We start from the raw sequence: 17,073 nt of genomic DNA on the forward strand, positions 1-17,073 counted from the left end.
GTCGCTCACTTCTCCGATACCCCCGCCGAGTCGAACGTCGCGACGTCCTGCAGCACCCGTACCGCGCCGGCCACGATTGGCGTCGCGAGCAGGGCGCCGGTGCCCTCACCCAGGCGCATCCCGAGCGAGATCAACGGCTCCAGACCGAGGTGGGCCAGCGCTACCGAGGCGCCCGGCTCCACCGACAGGTGCCCGGCGACCATCGCGCCCCGCGCGTCCGGGCACAGCGCCACGGCGGCCAGCGCGGCCGACAGCGCGATCACGCCGTCCAGGATCACCGGTACCCGGCTGGCGGCGGCGGCCAGCATGAACCCGGTCAGCGCGGCGTGCTCGCAGCCGCCGACGGCGGCCAGCACGCCGACCGGGTCGCCGGGGTCCGGCCGGTGCCGTGCGAGCGCGGCCCCGACCAGCTCGGTCTTGCGCGCCAGCGTCGCGTCGTCGATCCCGGTGCCCCGGCCGGTGACCTCGGCCGGGTCGGCCCCGGTGAACGCCGCGATCAGGGCCGCCGCCGGGGTCGTGTTGCCGATGCCCATGTCACCGGTGACGAGCGCGCGGGCGCCGGCGTCGAGCAGCGTACGGGCCGTCGCGATGCCCGCATCGATGGCCGCGAGCGTCTCGGTGCGGGTCAGGGCCGGTTCGACCGACAGGTCCCGGGTGCCGGCCCGGACCTTCGCGATGATCAGCCTCGGGGGGCGCCCGTCCCGGTCAGGCGCGGGCTCATCCTGGTCAGACAGGGGCTCGTTCCGGTCGGGCACGGGCTCGTCCCGGTCGGGCAGGGGATCAAGGACGGTGGCTACCCCGACGTCGACGACGGTGACCGTGGCGCCGAGCTGGCGGGCGAACGCGTTGATCACCGCCCCGCCGGACAGGAAGTTCGCCACCATCTGGGCGGTCACCTCCTGCGGCCACGGGCTCACACCCCTGGCGTGTACCCCGTGATCGCCCGCGAAGACCGCCACCGCCACCGGCTCGGGCAGCGGCGGCGGGCAGGTGCCGGCCAGCCCGGCCAGCCGGATCGACAGCTCTTCCAGCACCCCGAGCGAGCCGGGCGGCTTAGTCAACCGGGCCTGCCGGTCTCGGGCGGCGGCCATGGCCGCGGCGTCCAGCGGCCGGATCTGGCCGATGATCTGATCAAGCACGTGGCAACTCCTCACCTCGCCGGCCCGACCGGCGCCAACCCAGGCTAGAGCGACGCCGCCAGGCCCGGCACCGCCGCTCTAGCCTGCGCTATCGCCGGCACCGTGCTGGTGCCGCCCCCGCCCGCCGGCTCGCGCTACCGGCTGGCGGCCAGCGCCTCGACGAACGCATCCGTCGTGGCAGTGTCCCGCACCGCCACCCGTAGCCAGTCGGGGCCCAGGCCCGGGAACGTGTCGCCGCGGCGCACCGCGAAGCCCCGTGAGCGCAGCTGGACCCGGACCCGCTCGCCGTCCGCGATGCGGAACAGCACGAAGGAGCTGGTCGGCGCGCCGGCGATCAAGACTCCCTCGATCTTGTTGAGCCGGTCCACCAGGTACTCGCGGTCCACCATCAGGTGCGCGGCGATGGCTCGCTCAGCGGCCCGGGCGGTCGGCCCCGCGCACGCGGCCGCCGCGGCCAGCGCCGGGGTGGACACCGGCCACAGCGGCTGTACCGCCGCCAGTTGACCGAGCAGTTCGGCCTCGCCCAACAGGTACCCGATCCGCAGCCCGGCCAGCCCCCAGGTCTTGGTGAGGCTGCGCAGCACCACCAGCCCGGGCAGGTCCCGCCGGCCGGCGAGCGACTCCGGCTCATCCGGCACCGTGTCCGCGAACGCCTCGTCCACGACCAGTACCCGGCCCGGCCGGGCCAGCGCCTCGATCGACGCGGCCGGGTGCAGCACCGAGGTCGGGTTGGTCGGGTTTCCGATCATGACGAGGTCCGCGTCCTCCGGGACCTCGGCCGGATCCAGCCGGAACCCGTCACTCTCGGCCAAGATGACCCGTTCCACCGGATGGCCAGCGGCGCGCAGCGCCGCCTCGGGCTCGGTGAACTGCGGGTGGATCACCACCGGCCGGCGCACCGAGCGCAGCGCCTGGGCCAGCAGCGTGAAGGCCTGGGAGGCGCCCGCCGTCAGCAGCACCTCGTCGTCGGGGCGGCCGTGCCGCCCGGCCAGCGCGGCGCGCGCCGGCGCCGGATCGGGGTACCGGGCGAGATCATGAAGGGAGGCGGCGATCGGCTCGGCCAGCCAGTCGGGTGGCGGGTCCTGACGCACGTTGACGGCCAGGTCGACCAGGCCGTCCGCCAACTCCGCGTCACCGTGAAAGCCGAGACTCATCATGCGTCGATCGTGCCAGTCAGAGTTCGCTCAATTCGGCGGACTTTTAATCACGACATAACATGCTATGTCCTATGTTGAGTGAGTGGTCAAGCACACCCTCACTCCGGCCGAACGCAAGAAGCGGTTCATTCGCCTGATCCTCATCACCTCTCTGGTAGTCGCCGCCGCCGCGTACCCCGCCACCGCCGGCCTCGGGATGCTCGCCAAGATCGGCGCCGACGCCTATGGGAACATGCCGGCCACGCTCCTGGCCACCCAGCCGCCCGAGACGACGTATGTCTACGCGTCGGACGGCAAGACGCTGGTCACCACCTTCTACGAGGAGGACCGCAAGTACACGCCGCTGACGTCCATCTCGCCGCTGGTACAGGAGGCCATCGTGGCCGCCGAGGACTCCCGCTTCTTCCAGCATCACGGCGTGGACTGGCGGGGCACCGTGCGCGCCTTCATCGCCAACCAGCAGGCCGGCACGGTGGCGCAGGGCGCCTCGACGCTGACCATGCAATACGTGCGCAACGTGCTGCGCGACAACGCCACCTCCCCGCAACAGGCCGTCGACGCGACCGTGCAGAACGCCGACCGCAAAATCCGCGAGATGAAGCTGGCGCTCAACCTCGAGAAGACGATGACCAAGAAGCAGATTCTCGAGGGGTACCTGAACGTCGCCTACTTCGGCCATCAGGCCTACGGCATCTACGCCGCCGCCGAGACGTACTTCTCGAAGCCACCCTCCGAGCTGACCCTTGAGGAGGCCGCGCTCGTCGCCGGCCTGGTCCAGGCCCCCTCGTCCTACGACCCGGCCGGCTCGAACCAGACCGCCGCGCGCAACCGGCGCAACTACGTGCTGGACCGGATGCAGCAGCTCGAGTACATCTCGCCCGGCGAGGCCAAGCAGGCCGAGCAGGCCCCGATCACGCTGCACCTGTCGGACCAGCCGCAGGGCTGCACCTCCGTCCCCGCCGACCACAACGACTGGGGCTTCTTCTGCGACGAATTCCGCAGTTGGTGGTCGCAGCAGCCGGCATTCGGCAAAAACCCGGACGAGCGGCTGGAGAACCTGTCCCGCGGCGGGTACACCATCGTGCTGTCGCTGGACCCCAAGGTCCAGACGGCCGCGATGTCGCGAACCCTGAGCGCGGAGAACACGAGCAGTCCGTTCGCGCTCGGATCGGTGTTCGTCGAACCGGGCACAGGTCTGATCAAGGCGATGGCGGTCAATCGAAAATACTCGCTCGATACCTCCGGCAACGGGCCCAGCACCTCGCCGGACAACCGCGCGGCGGGCGTCCCGGGCAACTACCCGAACACCGTTACCCCGCTGCTCGGCGGCGGCGGCATCAACGGGTACCAGGCGGGGTCGACGTTCAAGCTGTTCACCATGCTCGCCGCGCTGGAAGGGGGGCTGACGCTCAACACCAAGATCTACTCCCCGATGACCATCACCACCCCGTACCTGGGCGGCGCCGGCCTGTCCGCGTGCGGCATCTACTACTGCCCGTCCAACGCCAGCGCGGCCATGACCGGGTACCAGACCATGTGGTCGGGCTGGGGCGAGTCGGTGAACACGTACTGGATCCAGGTCGAGGAGCGGATCGGCGCGCAGAACGCGGTGGCCATGGCCGAGCGGCTGGGCCTGACCTGGCACACCGACGTCGACCAGGAGCAGGCCTCCGCGCAGAAGGCGGCGGGCTGGGGATCGTTCACCCTGGGCGTGGCGGACACCACGCCGCTGGAGATGGCCGGCGCCTACGCCACGGTGGCCGCGGACGGCAAGTTCTGCCAGCCGCTGCCGGTGGCCTCGATCACCGGGCCGGACGGGAAGCCGGTCACCACCAAGGGCGCCAACGGGACGCAGGTACCGGTCGCCTCACCGCGCTGCACGCAGGTGATCAGCCCCGGCATCGCACGCGGCGCGGTGGACGCGATGCGCTGCACCACCGGGTACAACGCGGCGGCCGGCCCCTGCGGCAGCTGGTCCACGGCGCCGGGAGCGTACGGGGAGGCCGGACGGCCGTTCGCCGGCAAGACCGGTACCACCGACTCGACCCGGGCGGCCTGGTTCGCCGGGGTGACCCCGCAGCTGGCCGGGGCCAGCTTCGTCGCCGACCCGGACGAACCGTCGGACGCGGTGGGCGACGCCGAGTCCGAGAAGCCGGTCGACGTCGTCGCGCTGACCGTTCATGACGCGCTCGCGGGCGTACCGGTGGTGAACTTCACGCCGCCGCCGGCCAACATCGTCGGCACCCCGCAGGCGTAGGCGCCACCGCGCCGATCAGCGCCGATCAGCGGCGAGCCGGGGGGCCTGGGTGCGTGGGGGCCATGGGTGCGTGGGGCCATGGGTGCGTGGGGGCGCCCGCCCCCATCCGGAGGGCTACTTCAGGTCGCCGGCGACCAGCGACCACATCTCCAGGTCCACCCGCTCGCTCTGCACCCGGCCGGCGTTGCGCAGCAGCCCCTCGTAGACGAAGCCGGCCTTCTCCGCCACCCGGCGGGACGCCCGGTTGCCCGGTACCAGGCGCAGCTCGATCCGCTGGAACCCGTGCTCCAGGATCAGCGCGATGGTCAGCGCGTCCACGGCCTCGGCCGCCACCCCGAACCCGCGGGCGTGCGCGCTGACCGCGAACGCGATCTCGGTCGACATGGCCGCCCAGTCGGTGCGCCGGGTCCACATCAGCCCGACGGTCCGCTCGTCCTCGCGCCGCACCACGGCGTAGTGGTCGCCGGAGCCGTTGTCCCGGGACTCCCGGGCCAGTTCCGTGCACCAGGACAGGCCGTCGACCGGGGCGGCCTCGTCCGGGAACCACAGCCACCGCCGGGTCTGCCTGTCGCTGAGGATCTCGGTGACGTCCACCGCGTCATCCGCCACCGGCCCGCGCACGTCCAGGCGCGGCGTGGCCACGGTCAACTGCGGAAAGGCCCGCACCGGCAGGACACCGGCGCTTCGGGCGTCAAAGCTCAAGACGCCAGCCCCAACTCGCCGGCGCCACCCGCGGCGGCGGCCACCATGCGTACGGCCAGCTCGGGCACGACGGCCCAGTGCAGGCACAGGTACGACGCGTGCAGCCCTACCGACACGAAACCCTCCGGCGCTCCGCCCGGCCATGACCAGGCGGGTTGTTCACCCGCCCGGGGGCTCACCAGGCCACGATGTTGTTTATAGCCGACGACCCGCGTACCCGCCGGCAAGACCGGCGAAACCGACCGTACCGTAGCATCGCGGTATCCGATGACGAGATGGTCGCTGGGCCGACCCGCCGCATCGATGACCCCGCACATCGGCCGGCCGTCGTACTCGCGGCACAGCCACGGCAGCCCGGTACCCTCGGCCACGATCGGGTACCCGGCGGCGGCGAGCCGCGCCACGCTCAGGTTCAGCGAACCGTTGGCGGACAGCTCCTCAAGGTACGACTCGGGCAGCCAGCCGCCCACGACCAGCCCACGTACCCCGTCGGGCAGCGTCTCGTCCCGCAGCGGATCGACGTCTATCACCTCGGCACCCGCCGCGACCAGCAGCTCCGCGGTCTCGGGGTACCCGTACCCGGTGGTCACCGCGATCATCGGCCGGCCTCCGGTCGAGACCCCCACGGGCACCGGCCCGAGCGGCCGCGGGCCCGCCGGCGGCGGACCGGCCGGCACGGAATCGGCCGGCACCGGACCGGCCGCGGGCCACGGACCGGCGGGCGAGATCGGCTCGCTCACCATCGGAAACTCGCCCGAACGCGCCGGTTCGCCGTTGGCCGCAGGCGCGGCCCCGGCGGTCACCGCGAGCCCGACCGGGCCCGGCGTCCGCCACTGGCCGACCGCCTCCGTGGGTGACCAGGCCGGCACCCCGAACTCGGGCGCCGACCGCGCCAGCGCGAGCACCCGCTCCAGGTCCACCGAGCCCGTGATCACCTCACCGAGGCGGCGGACGGTGCGCAGCAGGGCACTGCTGCGGTGCACCACCGGCACCAGCCCCTCGCCGCGGGAGGGCAACGCCTCGCCGGACAGCTCGCGGTGGCGCAGCACCCCGAGTACCGGCACCCCGATGTCATCCAGCGCCTCCCGCATCACGCGTTCGTGCCGGTCGGAGGCGACCTGGTTGAGGATCACGCCGCCCAGCCAGAGCAGCTCGTCGTAGACCCGGAAGCCGTGCACCACGGCGGCCACCGACTGGCCCATGGCCGCCACGTCCACCACCAGCACCACCGGCGCCTTCAGCGACTCGGCCACCTGGGCACTCGAGGGCACGTCGGTGCGTCCGGACAGCCCGTCGTACAGGCCCATGGTGGCCTCGACCACCGCCAGCTCGGCCCCCGCCGCCCCGTGCGCGAACAGCGCCGCCAGCCGGGAGTCCCCGACCAGTCCGGGGTCGAGATTGCGGCCCGGCCGGCCGGCGGCCACGCCCAGATAGCCGGCGTCGAGCGGGTCCGGGCCGATCTTGAACCCCGCGGTGACCAACCCGCGCGAACGCAGCGCCGATAGCAGCCCGATCGCGACCGCCGTCTTTCCGTGCCCGGAGGAGGGGGCGGCGATCACAACACGCGGAATGGCAATCATCGATGGCTCCTCGCGGCTGCGGGGCAACACTTGCTCGATCCAGGCCGGCACGGTGGACGGCTGTCACGGCACTGAGACGATACCCAACGCAGACTCGGCCGAGGCTGCCGGTAGCGTGAGACGACGTGTACCGGTTCCTCGCCACATCCAGATGGATCGGCTTCGCTGTCCTGACGGTGGTCATGGCGGTGATCATGGTCGGGCTCGGCTTCTGGCAGCTCGACCGGTTCCACTCGCGCGCTGACTCCAACTCGCACGTGGACGCCGTGTCGGAGGGGACGGCGGTGCCCGCCACCTCGCTGATGGGGATCGGGAGACCGCCGTCGAAGGCGGCGGCGTGGACCAAGGTCACAGTCACCGGGCAGTACGACCCGGCACACCAGATCATCGCGCGCGAACGCACCCTCAACAGCCAGGTCGGCTTCGAGATCATCGACCCGCTCAAGCTGTCCAACGGCACGGCGGTGCTCGTCGATCGCGGCTGGCTGGCCCCGGCCGCGTCCGGCGCCGCGCTCACCCTGCCCGACGTGCCGCCCACCCCGACCGGCAAGGTGACCGTCACCGGGCTGCTGCACCTGCCGGAGAGCAAGGGCGAGACGGCCATCCCGGTCGACGGGAAGCTCACCGTGCGCCGGATCGCCCCGGCCAAACTGGCCAGCGTCATGCCGTACCCCCTGCTGGGCGGGTACGTGGCCATGGAAGCTCAGCAGCCGTCCACCAACGCGGCGGCCTTCGGCCAGATTCCGGTGGATCACCAGGACTCCACGCTGAACGCGGGCTACGTGGTGCAGTGGTGGTGCTTCGCCCTGATCGCGCTGGTCGGCTTCGGGTGGACGGCGTACCGGGAGGCCCACCCCAAGGTCAGCGACCTGGACCTGGCGGGCCTGGGTACGGCCGAGCACCCCGACGCCCCGGTCTCGCCAGCGGTCTGAGCCCCGGGCGGCACCGGTATCGACTACCCACCGCGGCGGGCCGACTGGTGTAATCGACATCATGGTGGAACCGGAGCCGACCTACCCCGCCCCTTACGGTGGCACCCCTTTCGACGGCGCCCCTTTTGACGGCACCCAGCCCTATTCCGAACCGTGGGCCCCCACCGTGCCGGTGACCGGCTCGCCGGCCGGTCCGCCGCCACCGGTCGGGCCACAGTCCACCGCCGCGCTGCCCACCGAACCGCTCTCCGCGCCACCCTTCTCCACGGCGCCGTTCTCCACGCCACCGTTTTCCGGGGCACCGCCGCAGCCCACCGTGCCGCAGCCGGCCGTTCCGCAGACCACCGTTCCGCAGACCACCGTTCCGCAGACCACCGTGCCGCCGACCCCGGTGTCCGGGCCGGGCTACCCCCCGACCGTGACGTACCCCTACCCGGGCCTCGCGCCGGCCCAGCCCGCCTACGGTGCCAATGAGCCGACGGTCATGCAGATCGGTGAGATCCAGATCACCGCTACGACGGTCCGCACCCCGGCCGGCGTCTTCCCGCTGCGCGGCTCGCAGTGGACGGTCACGGATCAGTGGATGACCGAGCAGAAGATCCCGACCTGGGCGATCGTCCTGGCCATCGTGCTGTTCTTCTGCGTCACCGTCTTCAGCCTGCTGTTCCTGCTCGCCCGGGAGACCCGGCACCACGCTGTCGTCCAGGTACACGTCGTCAACGGCCCGTACCAGTACGTGGCCCGGATCCCGGCCAGCGATCAGGGCCAGGTCCAGTACGTCTACCAGCAGGTCAACTATGTGCGCTCGCTCGCCGCGGCGTGAAACTGCCGGACGTCCGTGATCGTGTCCGCCTCGGCGGCCGACTTGTCCTCCCGGTAGCGCAGCACCCTGGCGAAGCGCAGGGCCACCCCGCCCGGGTACCTCGGGCTGGTCTGCACCCCGTCAAACGCGATCTCCACGACCAGTTCGGGCCGCACCCTCACCACCCAGTCGTCGCGCTCGACCGCCAGCTCCAGCAGCCGCTCGGTCTGCCAGCGCAGCAGCTCGTCGGTGAGGCCCTTGAACGTCTTGCCGAGCATGACGAACCCGCCGGTCGCCGGGTCGCGGGCGCCCAGGTGGAGGTTGGACAGCCAGCCGTGGCGCCGCCCGTGCCCCCACTCCGCCGCGAGCACCACGAGGTCGAGCGTGTGCCGGGGCTTGACCTTGACCCAGGCTGAGCCACGGCGCCCGACGTCGTAGGGCGCGCCGGCGGCCTTCACCACCACCCCCTCATGACCGCCGTTGAGCGCCGCGTCAAAGGCGGCGTTCGCCTCATCCACCGTGGAAACGATGGTGCGGCCCACCAGCAGTCCGCCCGGTACCGCGTCGGCCAGTGCGGCCCAGCGGCGCTGGCCCGGCTCATCGAGCAGGTCCACGCCGTCGAGGTGCAGGAGATCGAAGAAGTACGGCCTGAGCGCGTCCGCCCCCGCCCCCGGCGCGCTGCCCGGCGCCCCACCGCCTCCCGCACCGCCCTGCCCGAGGTCGCCGTCCCCGGCCGCGCCGTCTCCCGGGCCCGCACCGCCCTCCCGGCCAGCACCGCCTTCCTGGCCAGCACCGCCTCCCTGGTCAGCACCGCCCGGGACGGGGGCGCCGGGCCGGCGGGCGGCCCGCGCCGAGGTCTCCTGGAACGGCCGGGGGCGCCCGGTGGCGTCCAGCACGACCGCCTCGCCGTCGAGCACGATCTGCCGAACCGGCAGGGCCCTGACGGCGGCCACGACGCCCGGAACCCGCGCGGTGAGGTCGGCCAGGCTGCGCGAGTAGACGGCCACGTCGTCGCCCGACCGGTGGACCTGGATCCGCACGCCGTCGAGCTTGTCGTCGACCGCGGCGGGGAAGCCGGTGGCGGCCAGCGCGGCGTCCACGGTGGCCGCGGCCTGGGCCAGCATCGGCGCGAGCGGCCGCCCCACCTGCAACCCGAACCCGCGTAGTGCCGCCGCGCCGCCGGTCAGGGCGGCCCGCGCCACGGTCTTGAGGTCACCACACAGCAGCAACGCGCGCCGCACCTCGGCCACCTCCACGCCGGCCGCCCGCGCCACCGCGTCGACCAGCAACCCCGCCTGCGCGCCCTGGCGCACCTCCCCGGAGAGCAGCCCGATCAACAGCCGCTGCTCGTCGGCCGTCGCCGCGGCGAACAGCGCTCCGAGCAGGGAACGGCGCCGCGCCTGCGAACCGGGCCCCGATTGCTCCCCGATCTCGGCCAGCGCGGCGTCGACCCGAGCCACGGTGAGTGTGGGTCGCTCTGCCGGGGGCGGGGCATCCCGCAGGGCGGCCCAACCGACGCCGATCTGACGCTGGCGCAGTTCGCCGGCGAGGTAGGCCGCGCCCGCCTCGATCTCGTCGGGCGCCAGGCCGCGCAGCGCGGCAGCGAGCAGATCGATCTTCCCCCGCCGTGCCGAGATGGCCGTGACGGCGGCGGAGGTGGCGGCGAGGTCCACGAACTGCATGACTGGATCCTCGCAGCCACTACCGACACTTCTCGGGGTCTCGACACTTCTGGAGGCTCGGATACCGCTACCCGCAGAGTGCCTCGGACGCTTCTTCAAGCGACCAGGGTGGGGCGGCGACCGCCCTGGTTCCGATGGAACTGTCCAGCTAGTGGGCTCGGCCCCGACCGGCGAATCGCCGCCCCGATTCGCCGCCGTCGTTGCCGCCCGGACGCGGGCCGTTGGTTCGCTGCCCGGATACGGGCCTAGGGTTTCGCCGCCCGGATACGGGCCTAGGGTTTCGCCGCCCGGATACGGGCCGTGGTTCGCCGCCCTGGACTGCGGTCCCGAGCCGCTCCTCGGTGCCGCCCTCCCGGACCGCTCGCTGCGGCCCCCGCCCCGGGCCGCCGCGAGCCAACTGTTCGAGACCGCCGCCGCGAGCCGTCGCGTCGAGGCCCGCCTCGATGCGACGCCGGAGCGGCGCCGCCCGTCCGGCTCGGCCGGGCCAGCGACTCTCAGTCCCTGGTCGGGCCGAGCGAGTTGGCTGGCGGGCCCGACCTCACGGCCGGACCCGCCCTCACCATCGTCAGATCGTGACCGTGATCTCGACCCGGTTCTCCTGCTTTTCCTCGACTCGGAAGCCCCGTGCCCGGACCGCCTCTGCGAGCCGGGAGAGCTGCCCATCCACCCGACACAGGACGGCCGAGAGTTCCTCGAGGTGCCCGCGCAGGGTCGCGTCGGACCAGTCGGCGAGGTCTACGTCGCCGAGAGCACGCACGGCGGCATCAAGCCGCTCAATCGATTCCTTCGTACGCATGTTCGAAACACTATCATCACCGCGATACGGGCTGCACCATTTCCGCGACATTCGCCAGCATCAGCGTTTCGGCCAGGCAAACCCGGGCGAACTCGCCCAGGTGCAGGCTCTCGTTCGGCCCGTGCGCCCGCGAGTCCGGGTCCTCCACGCCGGTCACCACGACCGCCGACGACGGGAACAGTTCCTGGAAGGTGGCGATGAACGGGATCGAGCCGCCGACACCCATGTCCACCGGCTCCACGCCGTCCCAGGCGGTACGGAAGGCCGCGCGGGCCGCGTCGTAGGCCGGCCCGTCCGCCTTGATGACGCAGGGCGCACCGTCCTGCTCGACCGTGACCGTGACCCGTGCGCCCCAGGGCGCGTGCGCCTCCAGGTGCGCCTTGATCGCCTCGAATGCCTTCGCGGGATCGTCTCCCGGGGCGAGGCGTACCGACACCTTGGCGCGCGCCGACGGCAGCAGCGCGTTCGGGGCCTCGCCGGTCCTCGGCGCGTCGATGCCCAGCACCGTCGCGGTCGGCTTGGTCCACACCCGGTCCACCAGCCGTCCGGTACCGATGAGGTCGACCCCGTCGAGGATCCCGGACTCCTCCCGGAACCGGTCGATCGGGTAGTCCAGGGGCGCGGCGGCGTTGCTCACCAGCCCGGCCACCGCCACGTCGCCGGATTCGTCGTGCAGCGTCCCCAGCAGCCGGCACAGGGTGGTCAGCGCGTCGGGTACCGCCCCGCCGTACATGCCGCTGTGTACGGCGTGGTCCAGGGTCGCGACGTCGACGAACAGGTTCACCAGGCCGCGCAGGCTGGTGGTCAGGGCGGGTACCCCGACGTCCCAGTTGCCCGAGTCGGCGATCACGATCACGTCGGCGGTGATCTCGTCGCGGTAGGTGCGCAGCAGGGTCTCCAGCGACTCGGAGCCGTACTCCTCCTCGCCCTCGACGAAGACGACGATGCCGACCGGCAGGTCGTCGCCGAAGGCCCGCAGCGCCGCGACGTGCGCCAGCACGCCGGCCTTGTCGTCGGCGCAGCCGCGGCCGTAGAGCCGGCCGTCGATCTCGGTGGGCTCGAACGGCTCGGTGCGCCACTGGCTCCGGTCACCGATCGGCTGGACGTCGTGGTGGGCGTAGAGCAGTACGGTCGGCGCCCCGGGCGGGGCCGGGCGCCGGCCGATCACGGCGGGCTGACCGCCCTGGCGCACGATCCGGACTTCGGGGAGGCCCACGCCGCGCAGCAGCTCGGCGACCGCCTCGGCGGAGCGTTCCACGTGTTGGTGATCGAATCCCTGGAAGGCTATCCCCGGGATCCGGGCCAGCCGGATCAGGTCCTCGGTCACTCCGGGCAGCACCCGGGTCACGGCATCGCGCAGCTCAGCTTGGGTCATGCCGCGATCGTATGCAATGTTCAGTCCGGCATCACGGCTGCGGCCCGGATCTTCAGATCGGCGACCGGCTCCGGCCCGGACGATCGTCACCCTTCGGCAGTCACCGCCCAGACGGTCACCGCGCGGACAGTAGCCGCCAAGCGGTCACCGCCCAAGCGGTCACCGCCGAACGGTTGCCGCGCGAACAGTCACCGCGTGAACGGTCACCGCCCGGGTTCAGTCGCGCGGGTCCTCCGGCGACTCGGTCGAACCGGGGGACTCCTGGTCGGCGCCGTTGGTTCCGGTGCGCCGGCCACCGGCCATCCAGTCACGCACCCGGCCGGCGCCCGTGCCCACCCAGTCCCCCATGCCCGACGCGCCGTCGCCGAGCTTGCGCAGCAGCCCCACCAACGGGTCCTGGGACCTGTTGAAGGCGCTGCGGTACTCGTCGGCGGCGGCCTTGACGTCGTCGGACAGGGAGGCCTCGCCATCGTTCTCGCGCCGCGGATAGTCCCCGGACAGGATGCGCTGGTAGGTGCCGTCATCGATCCAGCGCCGCAGTTCGGAGGCGCGGGCCACCGGCAGCGGGTGCGTCAGGAACGCCACCATGCGCAGCTTGAGCAGGCTGTCGCGGAGGTCCCCGCCCCGGTCGTACTCGGCGGCCTGGTCCAGGAAGGCCGCCGTATCGATCTCGGAGAGGTCGCCGCCGCCGGCCAGCTTCATGTGCGCCCGCAGCGCGGCGGCCGGGTCCTGACCGGCCAGCAGCCCGGCGCGGTCGGAGGACAGCTCGGCCTTGCGCCACCACTCGTGCAGGGCGACGATGATGCCCCGCAGCGCGATCGAGCCGACCGGCAACCAGGCCAGGTTGAGCGCCATCCGGCTCAGGATCGCCATCATCGTGCGGTAGACGGCGTGCCCGCTGACCAGGTGGCCCAGCTCGTGACCGAGCACGTAACGCAGCTCGTCGTCGTCGAAGAGTTCGACCGCCCGACTGGTGATGACGATGAACGGGGTGGACATCCCGACGCAGCTGGCGTTGAGGTTGGGCGAGAATTCGATGTACAGCTCCGGCAGCGTGGAGATGTCCAGGCTGGCCGCGGCCTCGGCGAACAGCCGGTACACGCGGGGATGCTGCCGGTGGTCGGCCCGGATCGCGCCGCCGAGGTACTGCAGCCGCCATCCTCGTTCGCTCCACATGCCGGAGAGCACCTTGAGCACCTGGTCGAAGCCGCGCAGCTCGCGCAGCGCGGTCAGGGCTCCACGGTCGGCGGGGTGCTCCCAGGCACGTGAGCTTATGCCGGTCAGCGCCACTCGCCGGCGCACCGGCGCGGTCTCAGTCATCGGTCTCCCCCGGTCGCGGCAATCGAACGAACTCGTTCCTCGGATCGTGCCCCACCTTCGGCGCCCCGTCTATCAGAGCGTCGACCCCATCGTGGACTCCGTCCGCAAGGAAGTACGCCTCCTCCGCGTTCATCCAGCGCAGCAGCGACTCCCGCACGTCCGCGCCGTCCCTCGCCAGAACCCGGTTCAGTCGCAGTTCAGCGGGGGCGTACACGAACACCGACCGGGTCAGTTCCGGGCGGACGGCGGCACGCGCGGCAGTGCTGCCCTCGAGAACCAGGACATCTGGCACCGGTACGTCACGAACGCCATCGAATCGACCGCGTACCCAGTCGTAGACGGGGTACCGGCCGGGACGGCCCGCGCGCAACGGCGCCAGCACCCCCTCCTCCAGCCGGTGCCAGAACGAGAACTGGTCGTCCCAGCCGTCCAGCAGGTCGTCGGTGTGCACCAGGGCAACCGTCGCGCCGGCGGCGGACAGCGACTCCGCCAACCGTGCGGCGAAGGTCGTCTTGCCGGAGCCGGTCGGCCCGTCCACGGCCACCGCCCGCACCGGTCCGAGCCGGGCCGGCCCGTTCAGGATCGTGGCCGCCAGGTCGTCGAACCTCTCGGCGGCCACGGTCACAGCGCCCCGGGCGGCAGGAACGGCAGCCCGGCCGGCGCACCCGACTCGATGAGCCGCCACAGCGCGTCCGTGTCCAGGTGCTCCTCCACCAGGTCGCCGAGGAGGTCGAGGAACCCCTCCCGGCGGGCCGCGAAATCGGTGTCCGGCGCGACCCGGAAGCCGTGCCGGCCGGCCAGCCCGGCCGCCTCGGTGAGGAAGGCCCGCCGGTAGTCGCCGGACTCGAAGGTGCCGTGCCAGTGGGTGCCGAAGATGTTGCCGGCCCGGGCCCCCTCCGCCGGCTCGATCAGCGGCGGCACCGAGGTGGACGACACCCGGCCGTGGTGGATCTCGTACCCGCCCACCTCGACTCCGAACGCCCGGCCGGTCGAGCGGGCCAGCGTCTTCGCCTCGTCGAAGGCGACCTCAATCGGCAGCAGGCCCAGGCCCTCGACCACGCCCCGGCCGCTCTCCACCGGGTCGTCGATGGCGCGGGCGAGCATCTGGAAGCCACCGCAGATCCCGACCAACGGCTTGCCCTGCGCGGCGTGCCGGACCACGGCGTCGGCCAGGCCGGTGCGCCGCAACCAATCCAGATCGTCCACTGTGGACTTACTGCCGGGCAGCACGACCAGGTCGGCCTCGGCGATCTCGGCCGCCGAGGTGGTCAGCCGGACCGCCACGCCGGGCTCGGCGGCCAGCGCCTCCACGTCGGTCGAGTTGGAGATCCGGGGCAGCCGGACGACCGCCACCCGCAGCCACTGATCGCCCACGGGCGCCTCCGGCCGACCCACCAGCCGACCGTCCACGGCGGACAGCGAGTCCTCGGTGTCCATCCATAGTTGGGGATGCCAGGGCAGCACCCCGAAGTCCGGGCGCCCGGTCAGCTTGGCCAACCGGTCCAGCCCGGGCTGGAGCAGACCCCGATCGCCCCGGAACTTGTTCACCACGAAGCCGGCGACCAGCGCCTGATCCTCGGGCGCCAGCAGCGCGACGCTGCCGAAGAACGCGGCGAACAGCCCGCCGCGATCGATATCGCCGACGATCACCACCGGTAGGTTCGCGTGGCGGGCCAGGCCCAGATTGACGAAATCCCCCTCGCGCAGGTTGATCTCTGTCGGGCTACCGGCGCCCTCACAGATCACCACGTCGAAGTCGGAGCGCAGTTCGGCCAGCGTCTCGAAGGCCACCCGGGCCAGGGCGGGGCGCCGCTGCGCGAAGCTGGCCGCGCTCAGCGAACCGACCGCCTGGCCGCGCACCACCACCTGGCTCGTGTGGTCGCTGCCCGGCTTGAGCAGCACGGGATTGAACCGGACGCTGGGCTCCAGGCCGCAGGCGGCCGCCTGAAGCGCCTGAGCCCGGCCGATCTCCCCGCCGTCGAGGGCGACCACCGAGTTGTTGGACATGTTCTGCGCCTTGAACGGTGCGACCCGCACCCCGCGCCGGTGCAGCCAGCGACAGATTCCCGCCGCGACAACGCTCTTGCCGGCGTCGGAGGTGGTACCAGCGACCAGCAGCCCGCCGGCGCTCATCGCCGCGACCCGCCGTCGCCGGGCCGGTCCGGGCCGCCGCCGCGACGGGTCGCCGGGGTCGCGCGCCGCACGTTGCCAAGCCGGGCGGGCACGACCGCCTTCGCGACCCGGGGCAGCGCCCGGGCGATCAGGGCGCGTCGCCACGGGCGGGCGGCCGCATGCCCCACCGCCATGGCCAGCGCCGCGGCCGCGACGGCACCGGACAGCCGGGTGGCACGCCGGATGTCCGCCGCCTCCGGCCGGCGCCCAGCGCCGAGCATGGGCCTGTCCTCCACCCGGCCGTGGTAGAGGTTGCGTCCGCCGAGGCGGACCCCCAGCGCGCCGGCCATCGCGGCCTCACACTGTCCCGCGTTCGGGCTGGGGTGCCGGCCGCCGTCGCGCAGCCAGGCCCGCAGCGCGCCGAACGGGCTGGCATCCACCACCGGTGCGGTCACCACGGTCAGCGCCGCCGTCGCCCGGGCCGGCCCCAGGTTGGCCACGTCGTCCAGGCGGGCCGACGCGGTGCCGAAGTCCCGGTACCTCGGCGACCGGTGACCGACCATGGCGTCCAGGGTGTTGATCGCCCGGTATCCGAGCAGCCCCGGCAGACCGGCCAGCGCACCCCAGGCCAGGGGCGCCACCACGGCGTCGGAGGTGTTCTCGGCGACGGACTCGACGGTGGCGCGAGCCAGTTCCGATTCGTCCAATGTGGAGGGATCGCGTCCGCACAGGTGCGGCAGCCGGTCCCGCGCCGCCGGTAGGTCCCCGGCGTCCAGGGCGTCGGCGAGCGTGGTCGCCTCGCGGCGCAGCGAGGTCCCGCCCAGTACCGCCCAGGTCGTCGCGGCCACCAGCGCGGCCCGTGCCCACGGTCGCCGCCTGGTCGCCAGCGTCGCCACCACCCCGGCCGCGATGGGCGCCCCGGCGGCGATCGCCGCGAAGCGCGCCCCGGCCGCCCGGTCGGGCGCGTAGCAGCGCCGCTCCAGCGCCGCCGCCACCTGACCGAATCCGGCCACGGGGTGGAACCGGCGGGGATCGCCGAGGGCCGCGTCGAGCGCCGCCCCAGCGAGCAGACCTCCGGCGTGGGCCGCGGCGAGCCCGATCGCCCGACGCGACGGCCGGGGCCAGCGTGTGACCGGTGCCTTCGCCATCCTGCCTCCCATGATCTGCCGGAAGCCTATCCAGCGGCCCGAACCGCCGGTCGGCGAGGCCGCCGGCGGCT

At 72.8% G+C, this 17,073-nt stretch carries 14 protein-coding genes; 3 read left to right on the plus strand and 11 right to left on the minus strand.

The annotated features are described in order from the left end of the window. Positions 1 to 5: 5 nt before the first annotated feature. Both ABEA87_RS10355 and cobC read right to left on the minus strand, forming a co-directional pair. Complete coding sequence (locus ABEA87_RS10355) at positions 6 to 1,091, minus strand: nicotinate-nucleotide--dimethylbenzimidazole phosphoribosyltransferase (RefSeq protein WP_425570847.1); 1,086 nt, start codon at positions 1,089 to 1,091, stop codon at positions 6 to 8. A gap of 182 nt (positions 1,092 to 1,273) precedes the next feature. Continuing rightward, positions 1,274 to 2,296, minus strand: a complete 1,023-nt coding sequence (gene cobC / locus ABEA87_RS10360; RefSeq protein ID WP_345628330.1) for an Rv2231c family pyridoxal phosphate-dependent protein CobC — start codon at positions 2,294 to 2,296, stop codon at positions 1,274 to 1,276. Positions 2,297 to 2,378: 82 nt separating this feature from the next. Between cobC and ABEA87_RS10365 the strand changes: the two genes are divergently transcribed. Then, a complete protein-coding gene (locus ABEA87_RS10365) occupies positions 2,379 to 4,553 on the plus strand; it encodes a transglycosylase domain-containing protein (protein WP_345628332.1) in 2,175 nt (724 codons plus the stop codon). Between the two features lie 114 nt (positions 4,554 to 4,667). On the opposite strand, the gene ABEA87_RS10370 is transcribed toward ABEA87_RS10365, so the two are convergent. Both ABEA87_RS10370 and ABEA87_RS10375 read right to left on the minus strand, forming a co-directional pair. Continuing rightward, the gene (locus ABEA87_RS10370) at positions 4,668 to 5,255 is read right to left on the minus strand and encodes a GNAT family N-acetyltransferase (protein ID WP_345628334.1); all 588 of its coding nucleotides are present in this window, start codon (positions 5,253 to 5,255) and stop codon (positions 4,668 to 4,670) included. After that, positions 5,252 to 6,835: a cobyrinate a,c-diamide synthase gene (locus tag ABEA87_RS10375; RefSeq protein ID WP_345628336.1), complete on the minus strand. Its 1,584-nt coding sequence runs from the start codon at positions 6,833 to 6,835 to the stop codon at positions 5,252 to 5,254. Before ABEA87_RS10375 ends, ABEA87_RS10370 begins: the two co-directional genes overlap by 4 nt. Positions 6,836 to 6,960: 125 nt before the next feature. Here ABEA87_RS10375 and ABEA87_RS10380 point away from each other — a divergent pair, with 125 nt between their 5' ends. After that, positions 6,961 to 7,767 (plus strand): SURF1 family cytochrome oxidase biogenesis protein, encoded by an 807-nt coding sequence (locus ABEA87_RS10380; RefSeq protein WP_345628338.1) that lies wholly within the window; start codon positions 6,961 to 6,963, stop codon positions 7,765 to 7,767. Positions 7,768 to 7,828: 61 nt separating this feature from the next. Continuing rightward, positions 7,829 to 8,590: a hypothetical protein gene (locus tag ABEA87_RS10385; protein WP_345628340.1), complete on the plus strand. Its 762-nt coding sequence runs from the start codon at positions 7,829 to 7,831 to the stop codon at positions 8,588 to 8,590. Here the strand turns inward: ABEA87_RS10385 and ABEA87_RS10390 are convergent. The 7 genes from ABEA87_RS10390 to ABEA87_RS10420 form a co-directional block, all read right to left on the minus strand. Further along, on the minus strand, positions 8,563 to 10,251 hold the full coding sequence (locus tag ABEA87_RS10390) for an ATP-dependent DNA ligase (RefSeq protein ID WP_345628342.1): 1,689 nt from the start codon (positions 10,249 to 10,251) through the stop codon (positions 8,563 to 8,565). The two genes, ABEA87_RS10385 and ABEA87_RS10390, sit on opposite strands and share 28 nt — an antisense overlap. A gap of 565 nt (positions 10,252 to 10,816) precedes the next feature. Beyond that, positions 10,817 to 11,047: a hypothetical protein gene (locus tag ABEA87_RS10395; protein ID WP_345628344.1), complete on the minus strand. Its 231-nt coding sequence runs from the start codon at positions 11,045 to 11,047 to the stop codon at positions 10,817 to 10,819. 16 nt (positions 11,048 to 11,063) lie between these two features. Beyond that, positions 11,064 to 12,422, minus strand: a complete 1,359-nt coding sequence (locus ABEA87_RS10400; protein ID WP_345628346.1) for a dipeptidase — start codon at positions 12,420 to 12,422, stop codon at positions 11,064 to 11,066. A gap of 216 nt (positions 12,423 to 12,638) precedes the next feature. Then, positions 12,639 to 13,742 (minus strand): M48 family metallopeptidase, encoded by a 1,104-nt coding sequence (locus ABEA87_RS10405; protein WP_345628348.1) that lies wholly within the window; start codon positions 13,740 to 13,742, stop codon positions 12,639 to 12,641. After that, positions 13,735 to 14,361 (minus strand): uridine kinase family protein, encoded by a 627-nt coding sequence (locus tag ABEA87_RS10410; RefSeq protein ID WP_345628350.1) that lies wholly within the window; start codon positions 14,359 to 14,361, stop codon positions 13,735 to 13,737. Before ABEA87_RS10410 ends, ABEA87_RS10405 begins: the two co-directional genes overlap by 8 nt. 2 nt (positions 14,362 to 14,363) lie before the next feature. Next, positions 14,364 to 15,875, minus strand: a complete 1,512-nt coding sequence (locus ABEA87_RS10415; RefSeq protein WP_345628352.1) for a cobyric acid synthase — start codon at positions 15,873 to 15,875, stop codon at positions 14,364 to 14,366. After that, complete coding sequence (locus ABEA87_RS10420; protein ID WP_345628354.1) at positions 15,872 to 17,002, minus strand: cobalamin biosynthesis protein; 1,131 nt, start codon at positions 17,000 to 17,002, stop codon at positions 15,872 to 15,874. The genes ABEA87_RS10415 and ABEA87_RS10420 overlap by 4 nt, the downstream gene beginning before the upstream one ends. Positions 17,003 to 17,073: the final 71 nt, after the last annotated feature.

Origin of the sequence: Rugosimonospora acidiphila (genome assembly GCF_039543385.1) — a bacterium.
GTDB lineage: Bacteria > Actinomycetota > Actinomycetes > Mycobacteriales > Micromonosporaceae > Rugosimonospora > Rugosimonospora acidiphila.